This is a genomic window from Bradyrhizobium jicamae, assembly GCF_018130215.1.
GTDB classification, from domain to species: Bacteria; Pseudomonadota; Alphaproteobacteria; order Rhizobiales; family Xanthobacteraceae; genus Bradyrhizobium; species Bradyrhizobium jicamae_A.
In genome coordinates this window covers 1-17,385 of the sequence record NZ_JAFCKQ010000066.1, presented here as the reverse complement: position 1 = coordinate 17,385, position 17,385 = coordinate 1, and the positions used below count along the sequence as shown (strand labels likewise).

General features: G+C 58.1%; 17 protein-coding genes and 2 pseudogenes. 14 read left to right on the top strand and 5 right to left on the bottom strand.

Translation table 11 applies throughout. The features are described 5' to 3' along the window. Window positions 1-613 precede the first annotated feature (613 nt). The 3 genes from JQ586_RS37115 (at window position 614) to JQ586_RS37105 (ending at window position 3,468) form a co-directional block, all read left to right on the top strand. A complete protein-coding gene (locus JQ586_RS37115) occupies window positions 614-1,765 on the top strand; it encodes a DUF3734 domain-containing protein (RefSeq protein ID WP_212399600.1) in 1,152 nt (383 codons plus the stop codon). Between the two features lie 35 nt (window positions 1,766-1,800). After that, complete coding sequence (locus tag JQ586_RS37110; RefSeq protein WP_212399599.1) at window positions 1,801-2,592, top strand: acetoacetate decarboxylase; 792 nt, start codon at window positions 1,801-1,803, stop codon at window positions 2,590-2,592. 87 nt (window positions 2,593-2,679) lie between these two features. Next, the gene (locus JQ586_RS37105; protein ID WP_212399614.1) at window positions 2,680-3,468 is read left to right on the top strand and encodes a 3-hydroxybutyrate dehydrogenase; all 789 of its coding nucleotides are present in this window, start codon (window positions 2,680-2,682) and stop codon (window positions 3,466-3,468) included. A 1,612-nt stretch (window positions 3,469-5,080) separates the two neighbouring features. On the opposite strand, the gene JQ586_RS41400 is transcribed toward JQ586_RS37105, so the two are convergent. Beyond that, window positions 5,081-5,302, bottom strand: coding sequence for a hypothetical protein (locus JQ586_RS41400; RefSeq protein ID WP_312017070.1), 222 nt, complete (start codon window positions 5,300-5,302; stop codon window positions 5,081-5,083). 684 nt (window positions 5,303-5,986) lie between these two features. On the opposite strand from JQ586_RS41400, the pseudogene JQ586_RS37095 reads away from it, so the two are divergent. Together JQ586_RS37095 and JQ586_RS37090 are read left to right on the top strand one after the other, a co-directional pair. Then, window positions 5,987-7,011 (top strand): annotated as a pseudogene (locus tag JQ586_RS37095) (IS110 family transposase). 646 nt (window positions 7,012-7,657) lie between these two features. Then, the gene (locus JQ586_RS37090) at window positions 7,658-7,873 is read left to right on the top strand and encodes a hypothetical protein (RefSeq protein WP_212399598.1); all 216 of its coding nucleotides are present in this window, start codon (window positions 7,658-7,660) and stop codon (window positions 7,871-7,873) included. A gap of 252 nt (window positions 7,874-8,125) precedes the next feature. Here JQ586_RS37090 and JQ586_RS37085 read toward each other — a convergent pair whose 3' ends face one another. Continuing rightward, window positions 8,126-8,341, bottom strand: coding sequence for an acyl carrier protein (locus JQ586_RS37085; protein WP_409334578.1), 216 nt, complete (start codon window positions 8,339-8,341; stop codon window positions 8,126-8,128). Window positions 8,342-9,228: 887 nt separating this feature from the next. On the opposite strand from JQ586_RS37085, the gene JQ586_RS37080 reads away from it, so the two are divergent. Beyond that, complete coding sequence (locus JQ586_RS37080) at window positions 9,229-9,501, top strand: hypothetical protein (protein ID WP_212399596.1); 273 nt, start codon at window positions 9,229-9,231, stop codon at window positions 9,499-9,501. A gap of 358 nt (window positions 9,502-9,859) precedes the next feature. On the opposite strand, the gene JQ586_RS37075 is transcribed toward JQ586_RS37080, so the two are convergent. Continuing rightward, window positions 9,860-10,165, bottom strand: coding sequence for a hypothetical protein (locus JQ586_RS37075; protein WP_212399595.1), 306 nt, complete (start codon window positions 10,163-10,165; stop codon window positions 9,860-9,862). A 269-nt stretch (window positions 10,166-10,434) separates the two neighbouring features. Then, on the bottom strand, window positions 10,435-10,914 hold the full coding sequence (locus JQ586_RS37070; RefSeq protein ID WP_212399594.1) for a TspO/MBR family protein: 480 nt from the start codon (window positions 10,912-10,914) through the stop codon (window positions 10,435-10,437). 365 nt (window positions 10,915-11,279) lie between these two features. Between JQ586_RS37070 and JQ586_RS37065 the strand changes: the two genes are divergently transcribed. From JQ586_RS37065 to JQ586_RS37050, 4 genes are all read left to right on the top strand, one after another. Beyond that, complete coding sequence (locus tag JQ586_RS37065) at window positions 11,280-11,828, top strand: fasciclin domain-containing protein (protein ID WP_212399593.1); 549 nt, start codon at window positions 11,280-11,282, stop codon at window positions 11,826-11,828. Window positions 11,829-11,911: 83 nt separating this feature from the next. Beyond that, a complete protein-coding gene (locus tag JQ586_RS37060) occupies window positions 11,912-12,283 on the top strand; it encodes a hypothetical protein (RefSeq protein ID WP_312017069.1) in 372 nt (123 codons plus the stop codon). Between the two features lie 758 nt (window positions 12,284-13,041). Next, on the top strand, window positions 13,042-13,221 hold the full coding sequence (locus tag JQ586_RS37055) for a hypothetical protein (protein WP_212399592.1): 180 nt from the start codon (window positions 13,042-13,044) through the stop codon (window positions 13,219-13,221). A gap of 105 nt (window positions 13,222-13,326) precedes the next feature. Next, window positions 13,327-13,497 (top strand): hypothetical protein, encoded by a 171-nt coding sequence (locus JQ586_RS37050; RefSeq protein WP_212399591.1) that lies wholly within the window; start codon window positions 13,327-13,329, stop codon window positions 13,495-13,497. Between the two features lie 224 nt (window positions 13,498-13,721). Here the strand turns inward: JQ586_RS37050 and JQ586_RS37045 are convergent, their stop codons facing one another. After that, complete coding sequence (locus JQ586_RS37045) at window positions 13,722-13,910, bottom strand: recombinase family protein (RefSeq protein WP_249148620.1); 189 nt, start codon at window positions 13,908-13,910, stop codon at window positions 13,722-13,724. A gap of 454 nt (window positions 13,911-14,364) precedes the next feature. Here JQ586_RS37045 and JQ586_RS41685 point away from each other — a divergent pair. The 4 genes and pseudogenes from JQ586_RS41685 to JQ586_RS37025 all read left to right on the top strand — a co-directional run. Continuing rightward, window positions 14,365-14,607 (top strand): annotated as a pseudogene (locus JQ586_RS41685) (DUF3987 domain-containing protein); the annotation flags it as partial. 53 nt (window positions 14,608-14,660) lie between these two features. Next, window positions 14,661-14,918: a DUF3987 domain-containing protein gene (locus JQ586_RS41680; RefSeq protein ID WP_212399590.1), complete on the top strand. Its 258-nt coding sequence runs from the start codon at window positions 14,661-14,663 to the stop codon at window positions 14,916-14,918. A 166-nt stretch (window positions 14,919-15,084) separates the two neighbouring features. Continuing rightward, on the top strand, window positions 15,085-16,854 hold the full coding sequence (locus tag JQ586_RS37030) for a sensor histidine kinase (protein WP_212399589.1): 1,770 nt from the start codon (window positions 15,085-15,087) through the stop codon (window positions 16,852-16,854). Window positions 16,855-16,898: 44 nt separating this feature from the next. Continuing rightward, window positions 16,899-17,285 carry a response regulator gene (locus JQ586_RS37025; protein ID WP_212399588.1) on the top strand — a complete coding sequence of 129 codons (387 nt, stop codon included), beginning with the start codon at window positions 16,899-16,901 and terminating at the stop codon, window positions 17,283-17,285. The last annotated feature ends 100 nt before the right edge of the window (window positions 17,286-17,385 follow it).

Genomic DNA, 17,385 nt, shown 5'->3' with positions numbered 1-17,385 from the left:
TTAGGGGCGATTGGCGGCGTCCGTGCCGGCGGTCGTGACGGACCCGCGGTTGCAGCCTCGGTCCAGGCTCGTTCTGCATCGGTCAGCTACAGCCGTTCCGGAAGCTTCAGCTACGGCTATGGCGGGCGGCGGTACGGTTATGGTGCTGCCTACGCCGCCGGGGCCTCTGCCGGGTATGCCTATGGCAGCTCGAACGACGGCTCTTATTCCGATAGCGACTGCTACTACGCCTACAGTCGCCACCGACGCGTTCTGGTTTGCAACTAGCCAAAACGAATTCGGGCAGAGCGGACCGCACCCGACGAACACCGCTGTGGATATCGTAGGCGCCTTGGTTCTCCTCATGCTCGTGACGAAGACCCGTTCGTTAACCGCAGTTGCGCGACGTCGAAGTGGACCCTGGCGTCGCGTCAGCGTCTCGAGCCGGTCGGGCAGTCGACAACAGCGTTGGGCGAACAGCAGCCAATCAGTTGCAGCACGAGCTCGTGAACGCGTTGGCTTGACGTGAGGAATAATAAACTATACGGTATAGTTCATTAATGCACATCACGAGCCACAACCGCACTCCGGACAGAACGCGGGCTTTTAGTCGCAAACCAAGAGCACACGAACCATGAACTTTCATCCTCGACCACACCTCACGACCGTCGACCGGCGCCCGCCGTTCGATTGCATAGCACTGCTCTTACAGGGCGGCGGCGCCCTGGGCGCTTACCAGGGTGGCGTCTACGAGGCCCTGGCGGAAGCCGAGATCCATCCGGATTGGATAGCCGGCATTTCGATTGGAGCGATCAACGCTGCAATCATCGCAGGCAATCCGCCCAATTCCCGCGTTGACCGGCTTGGCGAGTTCTGGACGCAGGTGACGTTGGACGCGCCATTCACCGATTTGATGAATAGCGATCACACCCGCAATTTTCTCAATCAGGTGAATGCGAGCTTCGCGGCGATGTTTGGCGCGAGCGGTTTCTTTTCTGCGCGGCCACTGGCGCCATGGCTACAAACTAGTGGAACGCTTGCCGCCACCAGCATCTACGACACAAGCGCATTAAAGACGACACTGGAGCGTCTCGTCGATTTCGATCGTATCAATGCCGGTATGATGCGGTTCAGTGCGGGTGCCGTCAATGTGAGAACCGGCAATCTGGTCTATTTCGACACTGCCACGCATACGATTCGGCCCGAGCACATCCTGGCGAGTGGGGCGCTGCCGCCGGGCTTTCCGGCGGTCGAGATCGATGGCGAACATTATTGGGACGGCGGCCTCGTATCCAACACTCCGTTGCAGTGGGTGATCGAGTGTGGCGCCCGTCAGGACACGCTAGTGTTTCAGGTCGATCTCTGGAGCGCGCGCGGCCAGATTCCGCGCAATATGGCCGACGTCGTTACGCGTCAAAAGGAGATCCAATACTCGAGCCGCACGCGAGCGAGCACAGACCAGTTCAAGAGCCTGCACCGGTTGCAGCGAGATCTGGCAGCTCTCTTGAGCAGGCTGCCTGAAGACCTGCGCGAGCAGGAGGACGTCAGGCTGCTCAGGACGGCTGCCTCTCACAACGTGCACAGCCTCGTCCACCTAATCTATCGCGCGCGCGACTACGAAGGCCACTCCAAGGACTACGAGTTTTCCCGCCTCTCGATGCAGGATCATTGGCGCGCCGGTTATCACGATGCGTTGCGCACCCTTCGTCATCCCGAAGTGCTGGCCCGCCCGACCAGTGCGGACGGCGTCGCCACGTTCGATCTTGAGCACGACGGTCGCGAATAGGCCGGCCGACTATTCCCAGTCAAAGGAGAAATCGAATGCGCGAGAATGAAGTGGTGAAGCGGGCATTTGCGATGCCGCTCACCAATCCGGCCTATCCGCCGGGACCGTACCGCTTCGTCAACCGCGAATACCTGATCATCACCTATCGCACCGATCCGGCGAAACTGCGATCGGTTGTTCCCGCTCCGCTCGAATTTGATGAACGCGAAGCGCTGGTCAAATACGAATTCATCCGCATGCCGGATTCCAATGGTTTTGGCGACTATACCGAGAGTGGCCAAGTCATCCCGGTGTCGTTCCGCGGTCGCAAGGGCGGCTACACCCACTGCATGTTCTTGAACGATGAGGGGCCGATCGCGGGCGGCCGGGAGCTCTGGGGTTTTCCGAAGAAGCTCGGCCAGCCGACGTTGCGGACGGAGATCGATACGCTGATCGGCACTCTGGATTACGGTCCGGTGCGGGTTGCAACCGGAACGATGGGATACAAGCACCGCGAAGCCGACCTGGCGCAAGTCAAGGCCGCTCTCGAGGAGCCGAACTTCCTTCTCAAGATCATTCCGCACGTCGACGGCAGTCCGCGGATCTGCGAGCTTGTCGAATATCACCTTGAGCAACTTGTCTTGAAAGGGGCGTGGACCGGACCTGCGGCTCTCTCCTTGACGCCTCACGCCCTGGCTCCCGTGGCCGATTTGCCGGTCCTCGAGGTCGTATCCTCGATTCACATCCGCGCAGACCTTACCCTGGGGCTGGGCAAGGTCGTTCACGACTATCTGCAACCGTCGGTTCGACGCCCACTCCGGAACTACGAGAGAAGTCTGGTCACATGATCGGTGACCGCGATCGGCTGCGCGAACCCCCGGAAGCAGCCTGGCGTCGAGTCACAAGTCCGTCACAGATCAACAAGGAAAGGCGAAATGGATATTTTGAAAGGTAAAGTCGCAGTCGTGACTGGCTCGACCAGCGGCATCGGTCTTGCGTATGTCCGAGCATTCGCAGGTGCTGGCGCCAATATTGTGCTCAACGGGATTGGGGCACCGGCCGATGTCGAAAAAACACGGACTGCGATCGAGAACGATTTCGGGGTGAAGGCGATCTATTCGCCCGCGAATATGGCCGAGCCAATCGAAATCGCCAACATGATCTCGTTCGCCGAGAGGACCTTTGGCAGTGTGGACGTGCTCGTCAACAATGCCGGCATCCAGCACGTCTCGCCGATCGAGGATTTTCCGGTCGAAAAATGGGATGCGGTCATCGCGATCAACCTCTCCTCCGCATTCCATGCGATCCGGGCCGTTACTCCTGGCATGAAGCAACGAGGCTGGGGCCGTATCCTCACCACGGCTTCGGCGCATTCGCAGGTCGCGTCCCCCTTTAAGTCGGCCTACGTCGCGGCCAAGCATGGCATCGTGGGCCTCACCAGGACGGTGGCGCTGGAACTCGCCCGGTCGAAGATCACCTGCAACTGCATCAGCCCCGGCTACGTCTGGACGCCGCTGGTGGAGAAGCAGATTCCGAACACGATGAAGGCGCGCAACATGGATAGGGATCAGGTGATTAACGACGTCCTGCTCGCCGCTCAGCCGACGAAGGAATTCGTCACGGTCGAGCAGGTCGCTTCACTGGCGTTGTTCCTGTGCAGCGATGACGCTGCGCAAATCACCGGCGCCAACTTCTCGATCGACGGCGGCTGGACGGCCGCCTAAGGCCCGCCTAAATGACACCCGCTCTCGAAACGCACGGTGAAAGAAGGCGGCCGACGAACAGTTGCGATACACCATGAGAAGCCAACAAAGCTCAACATCTACGACTGTCTACTCAACATCAACCAATTCCTCTGGAGAGAAGATCATGAACAAGCGACTGATCGCGAATGTCATTTGCTGTGCCTGCCTTACCCTGGCGACAACGGCCGAAGCCCGAACCTCTTACGACGGTCCCTGGAATCTCACCTTCGTTACGCAACGCGGAAGCTGCGATCCGACCTACAGTTTCTCCGTGAACATCAATGGCGGCGTTGTGACGCATCCCAATCTGGTGAAGTTTAGCGGGCATGTCGGAAGATCGGGCGCGGTTCGCGCGTCGGTGACGGTCCACGACAAATACGCATCAGGTTCGGGAAGGCTGACGCAAGACGCCGGCCGGGGGACCTGGAGCGGCCACGCAGCGGGTGGGCGCTGCTCGGGATATTGGACCGCGCAACGAAGCAACTAGGACGCGCCGCCCATCGGAGTAGAAAACCACGGCGGTTCATTCAGACGAGCTAGCGCGAATGGGAATATTCGGGTGTTCTCAAGAAAACGCTCCAACCGCGCCCCACCCGGAGCGCAATTCACGACCGTGCAAGGTTGGTGTTAGCCGGCCATTGTAGGCTTCCGGAGCCGATCCTTTTCTTGCATGTGTTCGGGACCGGCAAGGGGCCGCTCGAGATCTGGAAACGCCGAGCGGCCCCGACCTCTGTGTCTTACCAGCGCGATGAAAGGCCTCGACGCAGGAGGCGTAGCGCATCGAGGCCTCTTACGGCCACCGATAGTTCATCGTGCGCGCTTGGCTATCTGCACTCGATCGAAAGCGTCAGATCGGCGCGAGGATCACGCGGCGTCAAGCTTTTCCGGCGCAATTGAGTCTGGCCCTTCGAGAGGCTCCATAGCCATATTGTCAAAGATTGACGCTTGAGACTGCCGCTGCAACCCGTTCAGCCTTTTGCTGCCGTAACGGGTCCCTCCTGAACAGCGAGCCGTGCAGGTGGTACGCAAGGAGGAGCAGGCCGCTTACAAAGCTGCCACTGAGGTTGGAAAGGTCCATGTCCAGAGAGGTGTATGCCGTCTTTTGGGGGCAGTGAGGGTCAGTTGCCGTGCGTGAGATAGTGGATGGCATAGATCGTTCCGGCGACGACCAGCGCGGTCACGAAGATCGAAAACAGAGCACGTAGCGCGGTCGATCTCACTTGCTCGCTCTCCTGGCCCTCTGAACGCGATCGAACGCGTGGTGCGTCTGGTTCTTGACCTTGATCCAGTCCTTCGACAGGCCACCGCGGTACGGTCGATCGGATCGCTTTGACACGAGCCCTTCGAGACCTAGGTCGCAAGCGGCCTGGAAAAGGTCGGGACCGATCGCTCCGGCTTCGAACGGGTTGACGAAGATGCCCGCGGCCCGGCGTTGCAGTAACCGCTCGAGCTTGGCCTTGCTGAGCGGAGATCTTCGCCGCCGAGCGCGAGCAGGTCGAAGGCGCACAGCCTCACCTCGGCATTGTGCTTTCCACCATGCAGCGCCGCGGAGTCGGAGATCCCGTCGGCGCAGAGGATCACGGCCTCGCCGTCAATGACGAACTGCTTCTGCTGGTTTGACAGCGCAGCCTCGACGATCCGCGGAAAAAAGCGTGGACCGGTCGTTGCCGCCCTTGGCGATCAGCCGAACGCGATCGCCATTGCGCTCGACGCGCAGGCGATAGCCATCATATTTAATTGCATGGAACCAGTTTTCGCCGGTCGAAACCGTCTTGCCCATCATCGGCAGGCAGAACTCAAACGCTTTGAACATGCCCCGGAGATAGGGGCTTGGGCTCTAATTTGCGAATCCGGCAGCCCAGCCGACTTCAAAAAGAAACGGCCCCGGAGACCCTAGGGCCGTTGGAAGGATCTCTTAGGTAGAGAGAGACCTGATCCTAGAACTCGCGCGAGTGCTTTTCTAGGCGGGGCCCTTGGCGTCCCAGTGGAAGTCCGGCCTAGCGCTGACCTCGCCTAAACGCATAGAGCGCACACCTGTACGTGGGCACCGACGGCGTTCACGGGCTTAGTAACCCGAACTTTGCTGGCACTGACGTTTCGGAATGGCCGCAATTGAGGCATTTAAAAAGGCACCATTCGCGCCCCTCGTCGTCAGCGTTGCGCTCAATCGTGGCCATGCCCTTCCAGCAGACCGGACAAGGCGGCCAGTTCGGAGCACCTCTGATCTTGCTGCGCCTTTGAGGTTTCCTCAAGCCCGCCCCTTCGCCTTCAGCCCGTCCTCGACGAGGGGATAGTGTTCCGCAGCTAACGGTAGAGGGCAAGAGGCTTGCAATAAGAGACGGCCTCAGCGCGTATCACACAGCACCGAGGCCGTTTTCAGACGTGGGGCGCTCTGTCGCTCCAAATGGAGACGATGACGTAATTGCGGTCGGCGCTCGTGGCAGACAAGCTCCGTTATCGTCGAGCCCTCGCTATCAAATGATTCGAAGGAGCTCCCATGAAGCAGTACGTTGGGCTGGACGTCTCACAGAGAGAAACCGCTGTGTGCGTTGTCAACGAGACTGGTCAAGTAATCTTCGAAGGGAAAGCCAAGTCTAATCCTGGAGCCTTGACTGACCTGCTTAGCAAACATGCGCCTCATGCCGAGCGTATCGGCTTCGAGACCGGCGCGATGGCGAGTTGGCTATGGCATGAACTCCGCAGGATTGAGCTTCCGGTGGTTTGCATCGACGCTCGGCATGCTCACGCGGCACTGTAGGTCCGCATGAACAAAAGCGATCAGAACGATGCTCGGGGCCTTGCCGAACTGGTGCGGGTTGGTTGGTATCGAGAAGTCAAAATTAAGAGTGAGGAGAGCCAGAAGGTTCGAGCTATCCTCGTCGCGCGATTCCGCCTTGTGTCCATACGCCGGGATATCGAGAACCAGGTCCGCAGCCTGATCAAGGAATGTGGGTTGCTATTCCCTCGCGCCATTGGCCAACAGTTCCGTATTCAGGTCGGCGAGCTATTGGGCGAAGATCATCAACTCCTCAGCGTGATCGCGCCGCTCCTGTCGATTCATGAGCACATCTGCCAGCAGCAAGGCAAATTTGACGACGAGGTTCGCCGATTGGCGAAGTCGGACGAGACGACGCGTCGCTTGATGACAGTTCCTGGTGTCGGCGTGATTACCGCCTTGACGTTCCGCCATACGATCGATGACCCGTCTCGCTTCCGATCGGCCTCGACAGTCGGCGCCTATCTCGGTCTCACACCTCGGCGCAATCAATCTGGTGAAACCGACACTAGCGGCAAGATATCCCGATGGGGCGACAGGCTCCTCCGAACGTACCTTTACGAGGCAGCGACCGTTCTGCTTTATCGAACAAAAAAATGGTCCTCCCTCAAAGCCTGGGGAATGAAACTGGCGAAGCGGATCGGCATGAAAAAGGCAAAGGTCGCTATCGCCCGCAAGATCGCTGTCATCTTCACTGCATCTGGTTCGATGGCACATCATTCGACTGGGGCCACTCGCCGGCCTGACCTTATTTTGCAAGTTCCTGGCCCGGTCCGCCGGGCTGGCGATGTCCCGCTGGGACGGTGGTCGTGGTGACCTCGATCAATCGGCTGGTGGCGGCTCGTCCGCACCCCGTTGCAAACGATGAGGCACCCGATCCGGACATCATCATGAGGCGCTTGCGACCTCGGAAAGGACCATGACCCCAGCGACGGGCAACTGATCGCATTCAGACCAAGGGGACACCTAATCGACCCACTACTACGAGCTGGCTATCGATCCACCAGCCGCGCTCGCCCCGTCTGCGCAACCCCGACCTGCTCCGTCGGGCCGAGCGCTACCACTTTGCCGAATGGCTTCAAAAAGAGAGTTGACAACAACCCGCAATTAAAGGGCCGATTGACAGAGCAACGTTTGATACCAGTCCAAGCTTACACGCACCTTACGATGGGGACTGTAAGGCTGGCGTTAGTCGGGCGATTTATATTCGTCCGCATGAATCGCGATAGGCTCTATTTTTGTCTCGCATTTGGCTTGAGTGTCGATCGTCGCCGCCTTGCAATCTACGTGATTCTCGCGTTAGGGCGCTTCCGCTGGCGCCTTCTTTCGTCAGACGAAGAGCTCCTTCCCAGCCTGTGCCGTCTTGGTGAAGGTGCCGCTCTAAGGTAACCAATGGCTAAACCGCGCAAGATGACTGGCAGCCAATATACGGAAGCTATCGCCACGCTAGGGCTCAATCAAACGACTGCCGCAGCGTTCCTGCACATCGCACTCCGAACGAGCCACGGGTACGCCAATGGCCACAGAATTCCTCGCGCGGTTCAGTTGCTGCTGCAGCTGATGATCGAGCATAAGATCAAGCCGGAGATCGCCGTTGCCGGCCGATGACCCGAAGCTGGGACAGACCAACGACAGAACGGAAATAGAGCTGATCGCGCTTCATCGGCGCAGTTGTACGCCGCACTGCTGACGCTGACCTTACGGGGCGGCCCAGGAAGCGCCTTGGCACGATCATCGATACCTCAGGCTACCGATCGGCCCGTCTATGTGCCAACTGAGCGTTGACCTTCTGGAATTGCCTCAGCAGACAGCGTGCGGCCCGTACCCGCGGTGCCGAGATAGTGGCGCAATGGCCTGACGTCAGGCCGGTACTTTCTCGTAGGCACTGACCAAATCGCCTATCGTGTAGGGGAACATGAACTCGTCGGAATTGGTGAAAGGATCGCGGCCGAGTTCATCCTCGAGGCGTGCGACCAGAAGCGCAAAGCCAAGGGAATCCAGACCGGTGTTTTGCAGGGGCAAATCGTCGTTGAGTGGAGGCAGCGTGATATTCAGCTCGCGCGCAATCTGCTGCATTTCAGAAGTGATCTTCAACCTTATCGACATCAAACTCGGGCGCTTTCCGTGTGGAGAGAGGCAGGCTGGGGGGCAATCGCGCGGTAGGCAAGGCGAATGGCGCACGCGCTGCGGCTTTCCGCATTTACATGTGTGAATCGAATGGGGGCCTCCTTCGGAGTACCGGAGTCATACGGGCAAAGGACCACATTTAGGTATGAATCTTGGCACGGTTGGTGCACACTAATACTCTTCAGGATTTGCCATGTCCTCCTGGGGGCTAGCTAAACCGCCGTCCGCGATAGATTTAAGCGGACGGCGTTTTTGCTTTGACGAGACAGCAGGCTCGACCTTCCAATGCCTGTGAATGACTCTCCGCTATCTCGAACGCCAGATCGCGAACTCGGTTTACGTGACGCTGGAGATCGTCTCGCATGGCGCTCATAACGCTTGGCCATGGACGGGTTCTGGCACTAGATTAAAGTGAAGCATTACCGACGACGAACGGTTATCCCTGTTCAGAGTGCATGCTGTATCGTTGGCTGCGCCGCGCTAGTGGAGATAAAAAGGGGCGGCCGATCTGAACGGCGATTGCACCTTAGTCGTCCCAAATCAACTCGCTGCACTTCGGGCCAGCGAGAGATAGAAATACAATCGATCGAGGTCCATGGCGCGTATCATAGTTACCTTTCCTACTGACCGGGAAATCCACCGAACTGCCGGCGATCGGATCCTTGGAGGTTCGGATTCACATTCTTTATGGCGGCTCGACTAGAACCGTGGTGAGAAGCCTGGCCTGCGGGATGATTGGCGGATCCTGAAGCGGGCGAATGCCCACCCAGGTCGAGCCTCTTCCCTGGGTGGGCATTTTCGTCTGCGTAGGGGCGCTTCGCGCTGTATAAGACCGAATGGCTGAAGCGATGAAAGCGATCGGCTGGTTGACGGTGCTGACCGGATTTCTGGGAGGGGCGGTCGGCCTTATTGTTTTATCCAAGGATGGCGCCTGGGAGCCGCTTGGAATCAACGTCCTCTGGGGCGGCGGCGGCCTGCAGAGTGAGTGGATCGGCGTCAACAAGCTTGCAAACATCGTAGGAGACTTCCCGATCGGGATCGTGATCCTTCTTGCGAGCATCGGCGTCGTTCAGCTCGGCATCATGGTTGCCGAGAGGGCAGACCGCTAACCAAACCTCGAAAGCAAAACGCACTTAACATTCGTTATGGCGGTTGGGCTTATTTTGTGGTGAGGAGCCTAGCCTATGCCACGATGAGGCGGGCGAACTGCCCACCCAGGGGTGGACGGCCCCCTTGGGTGAGCATTTTCGTGCGCAGTCAGGGCTCGACGATGATGCGCACGCTCTTGTTCTTCTCTGCGGTCTTGATGGCGACCTCGAGCGCCTTCTCGTAGGTCAAGACCTCGTCGGTGAGCAGGAAGGGCGTGCCCAGTCTTCGAGACGAGTTGGAAGTTCCAGAAGCGGCGGCCCGCGGGCGGGTGACCGTGCTCGTCGTCGTATCGCTTGGCGTAGATTTCGATGCCAGCCATTAGAACTGATCCACCACGCGCTTGAATGCTGGGTGGTATCGGTTCTTCACCTTCACCCAGTCGCAGGTCTTGGGCCGATACTGGCGGCCGAGGTGCTTTAACACGAGACCCTCGAGGTTCATCTGGCCCGCCGCGTGGAAGAGGTCGGGTCCGATCTCCTGAGCCGATTGCCGCGGCAGCGCTGAGCGCTTGTGCCGGATCACGAACCGCCGGAGTTGGGGTCGGTGCCGCCGCTTCCAAAGCCAGATCGGGGCGGCCGCGTTCAGGCCCAACCATACTGCGATCGCAGCGAGTACGTAGTGCATGATAGCCTCCGTCGGGCCGCCCATGGGGGAAGACGATGGAAGCTGGGCTGGGGTTGGAGAAGACGCGTGCCCGTTCACCACGTTGGGACTTCTTGGCGCGCAACCGAGAGCGCTTTTCATCGAATGCCCGCATGAAGATTCAGTATCTCAATCTCGACCGAAAAGACAGATCCAAACTTCTTGCAATTCGGCGGCAAGCGGCTTCGATCATCGCAATCGTAACGTAAAGCCGTTGCGCAAATCGTCCGTTAAAAGGGTGCGACCGGCTCTTACGAATTGAGCCAGTAAATTGCCGCATTGAGTACGGATGCGAATACCACCCAGCAAGCGTAGGGAAGAAAAAGCAGCGCGGATGTTGGATCCTCACGCAAGTGGTTTACGATGAAAGCCAGAATGAGGCACAGCAGAACAAGGATGACGCTCAGGGCATAGCCGGTTGCGTGAAGGCCGAAAAAGACCGGCGTCCAGGAATAGTTTACGGCCAATTGCGCTACCCACAGAGATAGCGCCGCGCTTTTACTTTCGCGCATCCATGTTCGCCAACCCGCGATCGCAATAAGGAGATAAACCACAGCCCAGACCGGACCGAATATCCAATCAGGCGGATTAAAGCTCGGTTTTGCCAAGGACCGGTACCAGTCGTCGGGTCGAATGACGAAGCCGATCAGAAACCCCATGCCTACCACGACGACGATGAAGGCGAGGAGTGTCCAACGTACCCGAATTCGGCCGTCAGCCGCGATCGTCATGCGTCGAACATCCGATGCATCAATAAGTACCCGATAGCCGCGCTGCAAGCGGCGAGTATTGACCCGCAGAGCACATCCGTCACGGTCAGCATGGTCAAGCGCAACAAGGGAACTCCAACCGCAAGATAGGCCGCGAAATATCTGAGAACGAGCATGGCGTCTACCGGGTGCAGTTAAAGATTCACATGAAACGTTCGCTGTCGATGCTTGGATCACCTCATTCCCGACAGACTGTCAAATCTATTCCGGACGTTCGAAGTGATCCGGTCGATGGCTCACGCCGTTCTAAAGCATGCGTCCACACTGGCGATCCAGGAGTAGATGCCGAACCACGCTCGCAACATGAACGTCAGGGAGCTCTAAAAATGAAATTGCGAACCGCACTTGTCGTGATCTCGCTTTCGGCCGTAGTTACCGCGGCGTCCATCCCCTTCGTCGACGCGCAGGAAAAAACCGTGAAGGTCGGCGGTGCGGCGATGTATCCTTCCAGGAACATCGTCGAGAACGCGGCCAAATCGAAGGACCACACGACGCTTGTCGCTGCAGTCAAGGCGGCTGGACTGGTTGATACGCTCTCCGGCCCCGGTCCGTTTACGGTGTTCGCACCCACCAATGAGGCATTTGACAAGCTTCCGAAGGGCATGGTGCAAACACTTGTCAAACCTGAAAACAGGGCCACTCTTACCAAGATCCTCACATATCACGTCGTCCCCGGCAAACTGGACGCGTCCCAGCTGTCAGATGGACAACGATTGACCACTGTCGAAGGCGAGTCGCTGACGGTAAAAAAGATGGGCGGCAAAGTCATGATCGTCGACGCCAAGGGAAATGCCTCAACGGTAACGATCGCCGATGTCAGTCAATCGAATGGCGTCATTCACGTCGTCAACTCGGTTCTCATGCCCGCAAGCTGATTGGCAAGGGGCGGCCGAACGCGGCCGCCTCGTTTCAAGAGCCTGAAAGTCAACCCCTGTTGATTTGAGGAGGCCCGTTGATCGTGAGCGAAGACAAGTTCGCGCCGCAGGTGATCGCAGACCAGTTTTGCGTGTCAATCACTGGCTTCCGCCCGCACGGAATGCTGCAACTGCCGGAGTTTTGGCTTCTCACGCTTCGTGCACTTGCGCAAGCCAGATGCGCCGAGGGCTGCAGCTACGTCACGGCAAGAGCCATCGAAGGCACATACCATACGATGACTATCTGGACCGACATCGGCCACATGCGGGCCTACGTGGTATCGGGAGCTCACAAAGCGGCGATCAGACGCTTTAGGCCGTTAGGAACGGGCCGAGTGTATACGTTTCAAACCGACAGCAGGCCGACGTGGCAGGAAGGCTATGAACTGTGGAAGCAAAAGGCACGCGAGGCGTGACCTGATCTGTCGAGCGTGCGACGCCGGTTGCGCCGGCAAAAGCGGAACCGGAAGCGCTCAACAAACTTAGCGTGTCAAGCGGATGCGCTCAACATTGTCATAGATTGCCAAAGCCCGGGCTTTGCGATGAAATAAATCCACGGCAGACTTTCCGCATTTTCCGTGCGATCAATCGCAATTCGAAAGCTAGGCCACTGCAAAATGCGCACCCGAGGTTTTCGCAAAGGAAGGAATGCCGTGCACGACGTCGACCTTCTAGGATTTCGACAGACCCTGCTCAGTAGCGGGGCTAGCGGCCGGTCTATTGCTTCGCTTGAAGGTTTGTCTCTGGGCCCAATCGAAACTTGGCCGCAGCCGCTCAAGACCCTCGTGGACGTTGTTTTGCACACAGTGGGCCCGGCATTCGTAGTCTGGGGACCGAGGCGGGGCCGTCATGAATGATATAATCTTGCGAAACCGCAATCTCGGGCCGGAGGCGGCCATGCAGCTCGCGGAAGATTGCGCGCCCGCCTTATAGCCCCGGGATTGCGACATCCGATCTAGGCCGGGCCCATGATCGACCAACCTCACATCGATCCGTATTCGACCCCGGCGCGCAACTGCCTTGGCGTGGCGATCCTTAGCGTCGTCCTGCTTATCGCTGCGGTCGTGATGCAGACCTTATCTTGTAGAAAGGCTGCTTCGGTCGGCTGCCTCATAAGCTGTTGGCTGACAAGTTCCGCGTGGAGTAATCCAGCTCTCCGTCGAGGGGAACGTCCATGCAAGACATGAAGACACACTTGGAAAAGCTTCGCGTCGAGGCGGAAGAGTGCGAGCTTATCAGTAGGCTGGCTACCAACCCAACCAAGAAGGCTCTGTTCGCTAAGCTGGCCGCACATCAACGTGCGCTGGCCGATGAAGTCGAGCGCGCGATGAAAGGATCGGGTCCGCTTTCTTAGTGAAGGAAAACGCAGCGCAATTGCGGCTATTTCGTCAAGTTGACGGAACAATATTCGGTCTTAAGTGTCTTTAACGCCATGGTTTTCGGCTAAGTGGACGTAGAGATGGCAACCGAGCGCAACCCGCACGTTGAGGCTGCGATGCAGTATTTGGCTTGGGCAATCGAAGAGGTCGAAAAAACTGGCCACCAGAAGGCCACCCATCACGTCCGCACCGCCTTGGATCAGTTGCGCCTCTTGTACACAACCGACGGCACAAGTTTTACCAAGCCCTGAGAGGCCGGAAGTCGGGCATTGGTCCTTTGGCTTTAGCCCTCGATTTTTGAAGCCAGGCCCCCAAAAGGAGAGCCCAGAGGCCCCACGTCGGCGCGGGACCCCTTGGCTGCCGAAAGTTTGGCCTTTGCTGGTCTCCTGTGCGCCCGTTAGTCTGTTAAGCCATTGATCCTGTTGCACTCGGCGCCGAATGATACCCTTTTGGGGGCCTATGCCACCCGTTCCGCTCAGGCACGCTCAAGGATGTTGGCAATAGATTGCGCGTACCACTGGCCACCGCGCGATGTAGGTATTCCACGGGCATTCAGTGCCTCAGCAATCTGACGCGGCGTGCTTGCGCCGGCCTTCTGTGCTTCCCGGATGATTGGCAGCACGTTGGCAACGTAGCGATCCGCCTCTCGACACAGTGTTACCATCATGTCCCGGATCATCTCGCCGGAGATCCCAGCCGTTGTGGCCACCCAGCTGATGACCTCGCGGTCCTGACTGTCCAGGGCAAAGGCAACCCGCACGATCCCGCCATTCCAGCAGATGGTGACAGGCGAGATAACTCTCGCTCCGTCACCAACGGAAATCAAGACACCTTATGTCGGCGCACTTCCCCGGGCGCGATTCGCGCGTCGGTGACGGTCCACGACAAAACGCATTAGGTTAGGGAAGGCTGACGCAAGACGCCGGCCGGGGGACCTGGAGCGGCCACGCAGCGGGTGGGCGCTGCCGGGGATATTGAATTGCGCAACGAAGCAACTAGGGCGTGCCCACCGGAGTACACGCCAAGACCACGGCAAGGCCGGGCGGTTCATTCAGACGAGCTTGCGCGAACGGGAATGTCCGGGTGTCCTCACGAGAACGCGCCGCCGATCTGCCGCGATGGCTTCATCACGACAATTGGCAGGTGATGAGCTGGTCTCGCTGCTGAAGACGCTCAACCGAGATGAGTACGTAGCCGCCCGAGGGTTCTATCTGACTGCTTGGAACGGGACCGCCGGTTATACATTCGATCGCATCACACGCTGCCTCACGCACGTTCCGGCCGCTTGCCTGGGCCTTGTCGGCTCCACTCAACCCGGCAGGATAGCCGAGTACGTCCGCCACGCCGTCAAAGGTGGTGCAGGTGACGATGGTAACTCAGCGCCTCGGTATGCTGGTTTGGCCGGATTCTTGTCATGGGGTGGGCGAACATCGATCGGTACCCCGACGCCAATGCCAGAAACGTCGCATGGAATACTTTCGAGCGATTGGCGGACCTTTCGCCCGCAGCGATCGGCGCCGACACAGATCAATTCGAGGCCATCCCATTCCTTAGATTCGATGACGAAGCCCAGAGGTATTTCGAGGAATGGCGCGAGGGTCTGGAGCGAAAGCTCCGTCTGGCGAGTTGCATTCAGCTCTGGAAAGCCATCTGGCCAAATATCGTAAGCTGATCCTAGCCCTCGCACTTAATTAACCATCTTGCCGACCACAAAAATTCGCCTTTTTGAGGTGACGTCGCTCGATAGCGCCCCTAAGGCATTGATCGCTCTTCCATTCTTGAGATATGGAACCGGGAACTTTTCCGGAGGTTGAACACGGTTCGGGGGAGGATGGCCTTTGCTGCCCAAATCACGAGGAACAATACCTTCGGAGGTTCAAGCGGACGCCCTAGAGCGTCCGCACATCCCGTGGTTAGACCTCGGCAAGACGGGGCGCAGAAATTTCCCGGCGCGGATGGTGGTGAGACCGCAGCGGATCCGGACGTATCTGGTGTTGTTTGCGCTTGCGCTGAGCCTGCCCCTACTTTGCGTTTCCGTGTTCGGGCTTCACCGCATGGCGTCCATTGAGGAAGCCCAAACCGATAATCGAATTGTGGCATTCGTGCAGAACCTCGCTGTTGATGTTGACAAAGAACTCGATCGCGCGATCGTCACCCTTGAAACGCTGGCTAACTCGTCGGAACTTAGCTCGGGTAATCTGCGGGGTTTTCATAATCAGGCGCTCATAACATCAAGGCCGAGGAAGGCAGCGATCGTCCTGCTTGACAAATCCTATCGCCAACTCGTCGATACACTGAGTGACTACGGCACGCCATTGCCACCCACGGCCGAGCCTGCCACCGCAAAGCGCGTCATCGAGACAGGGCGCCCTCAGGTTTCCGGTGTGTTCAAAGGCTCGATCAACGGTTTGTACATCTTCAATGTGGAAATCCCGGTGTTCGATGCTGATCGACAAGTTAAATACGTGCTGATGATGTCGTTTCGGGCCTCATATATCTCCGATATACTCAATGAGATACATTATCCGCCGGGCTGGATATCTGGTGTCACGGACCAAAACGGCATCATCCTAGCGCGTTCCGATCGCCCGGAAGAGTACGTTGGAAAGCCTCTTCCGACTGAACTTTTTGAGCGGACAAAGGCGGGTGAAGGAGTATATCAAGCTACCAATATCGCAGGAATACCGATCTTGCGTTCAACAGCGCGATCCAAACACGCCGGTTGGTATGTCTCGCTTGGCGCACCACTTACTTACGTTCAAGCACCTCGCTGGCGCAGCTACGCCATTGGCGCAGCGGTTTTGGTAACGGCAGTCGTTCTTGGTTGGGCACTCGCCTATTTTTTCGGGCTGCTCATGGCGCGACCTCTCGATGAGGCGACGCGCATTGCTAAGTCCGTCTCTCAAAACGAGATTATAGAGCCAACCACAACTTCGCTCATTGAGGCCAATATACTCATTGCGACCCTCGCAGAAGCATCCGCCGAGCTAAGGTCCCGAACGGATTACGCCACCTATCTCATGCGAGAATTGGCGCATCGTGCCAAGAACCAACTCGCGGTCGTGAAGGGAATGGCTGTTCAGACCGCTCGTCGGAGCGCTGATGTGAGCCAATTCATCGTTCAGTTCGATCGGCGCATCCACGGACTCGCGCAGTCGCAGGACGTCTTGCTGCGACAAGACTGGCGGGGAGCATCGCTGTTCGATCTTGCCCGCGCCCATCTGGACCTCTTTGGAGTAACCGATCGTGTTCGGATGGAAGGCCCTAACCTTTTGCTGAACGCCGCAGCCGCACAGAACCTGGGCTTTGCCCTGCACGAACTCGCGACAAACGCTGCGAAGCACGGGGCGCTGTCCGTCCCGACCGGCGAGATTCTGATCCGCAGCAACTGGTCCGGTGAGGGAACAGCATCTCTTTCCTGGATCGAGACTGGAGGACCGCCTGTCCATGACCCACCACAGAACGGCTTCGGTTACAGGGTCATCACGGAGCTTGTGCCGGCTGCGCTGAACGGCTCGGCTAAACTCGAGTTCGCGGAGGCAGGCATACGATGGCAACAAGACATACCGAGCTCCAATATTCTTGCCGGCGACGTTGAGCATGTGTGATGCACGGACTTGCCTTGTAGTCCCGAGAGAGCAGTTCGAGGACCATGAAAAGCAACCTGAAAATCTTGATCGTCGAAGACGAGTTTTTCATTGCTCTTGATGTAGAGGAGCAAGCCAAGTCCCTCGGCCACACCGTCGTTGGGAAAGCGGTGACGGCTGACGAAGCAGTCAGAATGGCGGGCGAAAGACAACCGGATGTAGTTCTGATGGATATTCACCTTGCCGGAGCTACAGACGGGATTGCGGCGGCCCTCGCTATTCGCTCAAAACACGGAATCGAATCAGTGTTCGTTACAGCGAACACCGACCCGCATACGCTGATGCGCGCCAAGGCGATAAAGCCGCTCGGTGTACTCGAGAAGCCAATCAATTTGGAACGGCTAAGAGCGCAGCTCGCACGCGTAGACCAGCAAAGACATACGAATATATGATTGAAGTCGGCTTGTGATGCTTTGTAAGACCGTATGTCCTTTCTGGATGCCGGCGGTGAGGTGGTTCGCCCTACACTGGCGGTGTTGAACGAGGGTTGCT

Excerpts from the sequence above, each read along its gene's own strand:
- JQ586_RS37115 (WP_212399600.1), top strand. The coding sequence starts at position 614 with ATGAACTTTCATCCTCGACCACACCTCACGACCGTCGACCGGCGCCCG.
- JQ586_RS37110 (WP_212399599.1), top strand. The coding sequence starts at position 1,801 with ATGCGCGAGAATGAAGTGGTGAAGCGGGCATTTGCGATGCCGCTCACC.
- JQ586_RS37105 (WP_212399614.1), top strand. The coding sequence starts at position 2,680 with ATGGATATTTTGAAAGGTAAAGTCGCAGTCGTGACTGGCTCGACCAGC.
- JQ586_RS41400 (WP_312017070.1), bottom strand. The coding sequence starts at position 5,302 with ATGTTCAAAGCGTTTGAGTTCTGCCTGCCGATGATGGGCAAGACGGTT.
- JQ586_RS37090 (WP_212399598.1), top strand. The coding sequence starts at position 7,658 with ATGGCTAAACCGCGCAAGATGACTGGCAGCCAATATACGGAAGCTATC.
- JQ586_RS37085 (WP_409334578.1), bottom strand. The coding sequence starts at position 8,341 with ATGCAGCAGATTGCGCGCGAGCTGAATATCACGCTGCCTCCACTCAAC.
- JQ586_RS37080 (WP_212399596.1), top strand. The coding sequence starts at position 9,229 with ATGGCTGAAGCGATGAAAGCGATCGGCTGGTTGACGGTGCTGACCGGA.
- JQ586_RS37075 (WP_212399595.1), bottom strand. The coding sequence starts at position 10,165 with ATGCACTACGTACTCGCTGCGATCGCAGTATGGTTGGGCCTGAACGCG.
- JQ586_RS37070 (WP_212399594.1), bottom strand. The coding sequence starts at position 10,914 with ATGACGATCGCGGCTGACGGCCGAATTCGGGTACGTTGGACACTCCTC.
- JQ586_RS37065 (WP_212399593.1), top strand. The coding sequence starts at position 11,280 with ATGAAATTGCGAACCGCACTTGTCGTGATCTCGCTTTCGGCCGTAGTT.
- JQ586_RS37055 (WP_212399592.1), top strand. The coding sequence starts at position 13,042 with ATGCAAGACATGAAGACACACTTGGAAAAGCTTCGCGTCGAGGCGGAA.
- JQ586_RS37050 (WP_212399591.1), top strand. The coding sequence starts at position 13,327 with ATGGCAACCGAGCGCAACCCGCACGTTGAGGCTGCGATGCAGTATTTG.
- JQ586_RS37045 (WP_249148620.1), bottom strand. The coding sequence starts at position 13,910 with ATGGTAACACTGTGTCGAGAGGCGGATCGCTACGTTGCCAACGTGCTG.
- JQ586_RS41680 (WP_212399590.1), top strand. The coding sequence starts at position 14,661 with ATGGGGTGGGCGAACATCGATCGGTACCCCGACGCCAATGCCAGAAAC.
- JQ586_RS37025 (WP_212399588.1), top strand. The coding sequence starts at position 16,899 with ATGAAAAGCAACCTGAAAATCTTGATCGTCGAAGACGAGTTTTTCATT.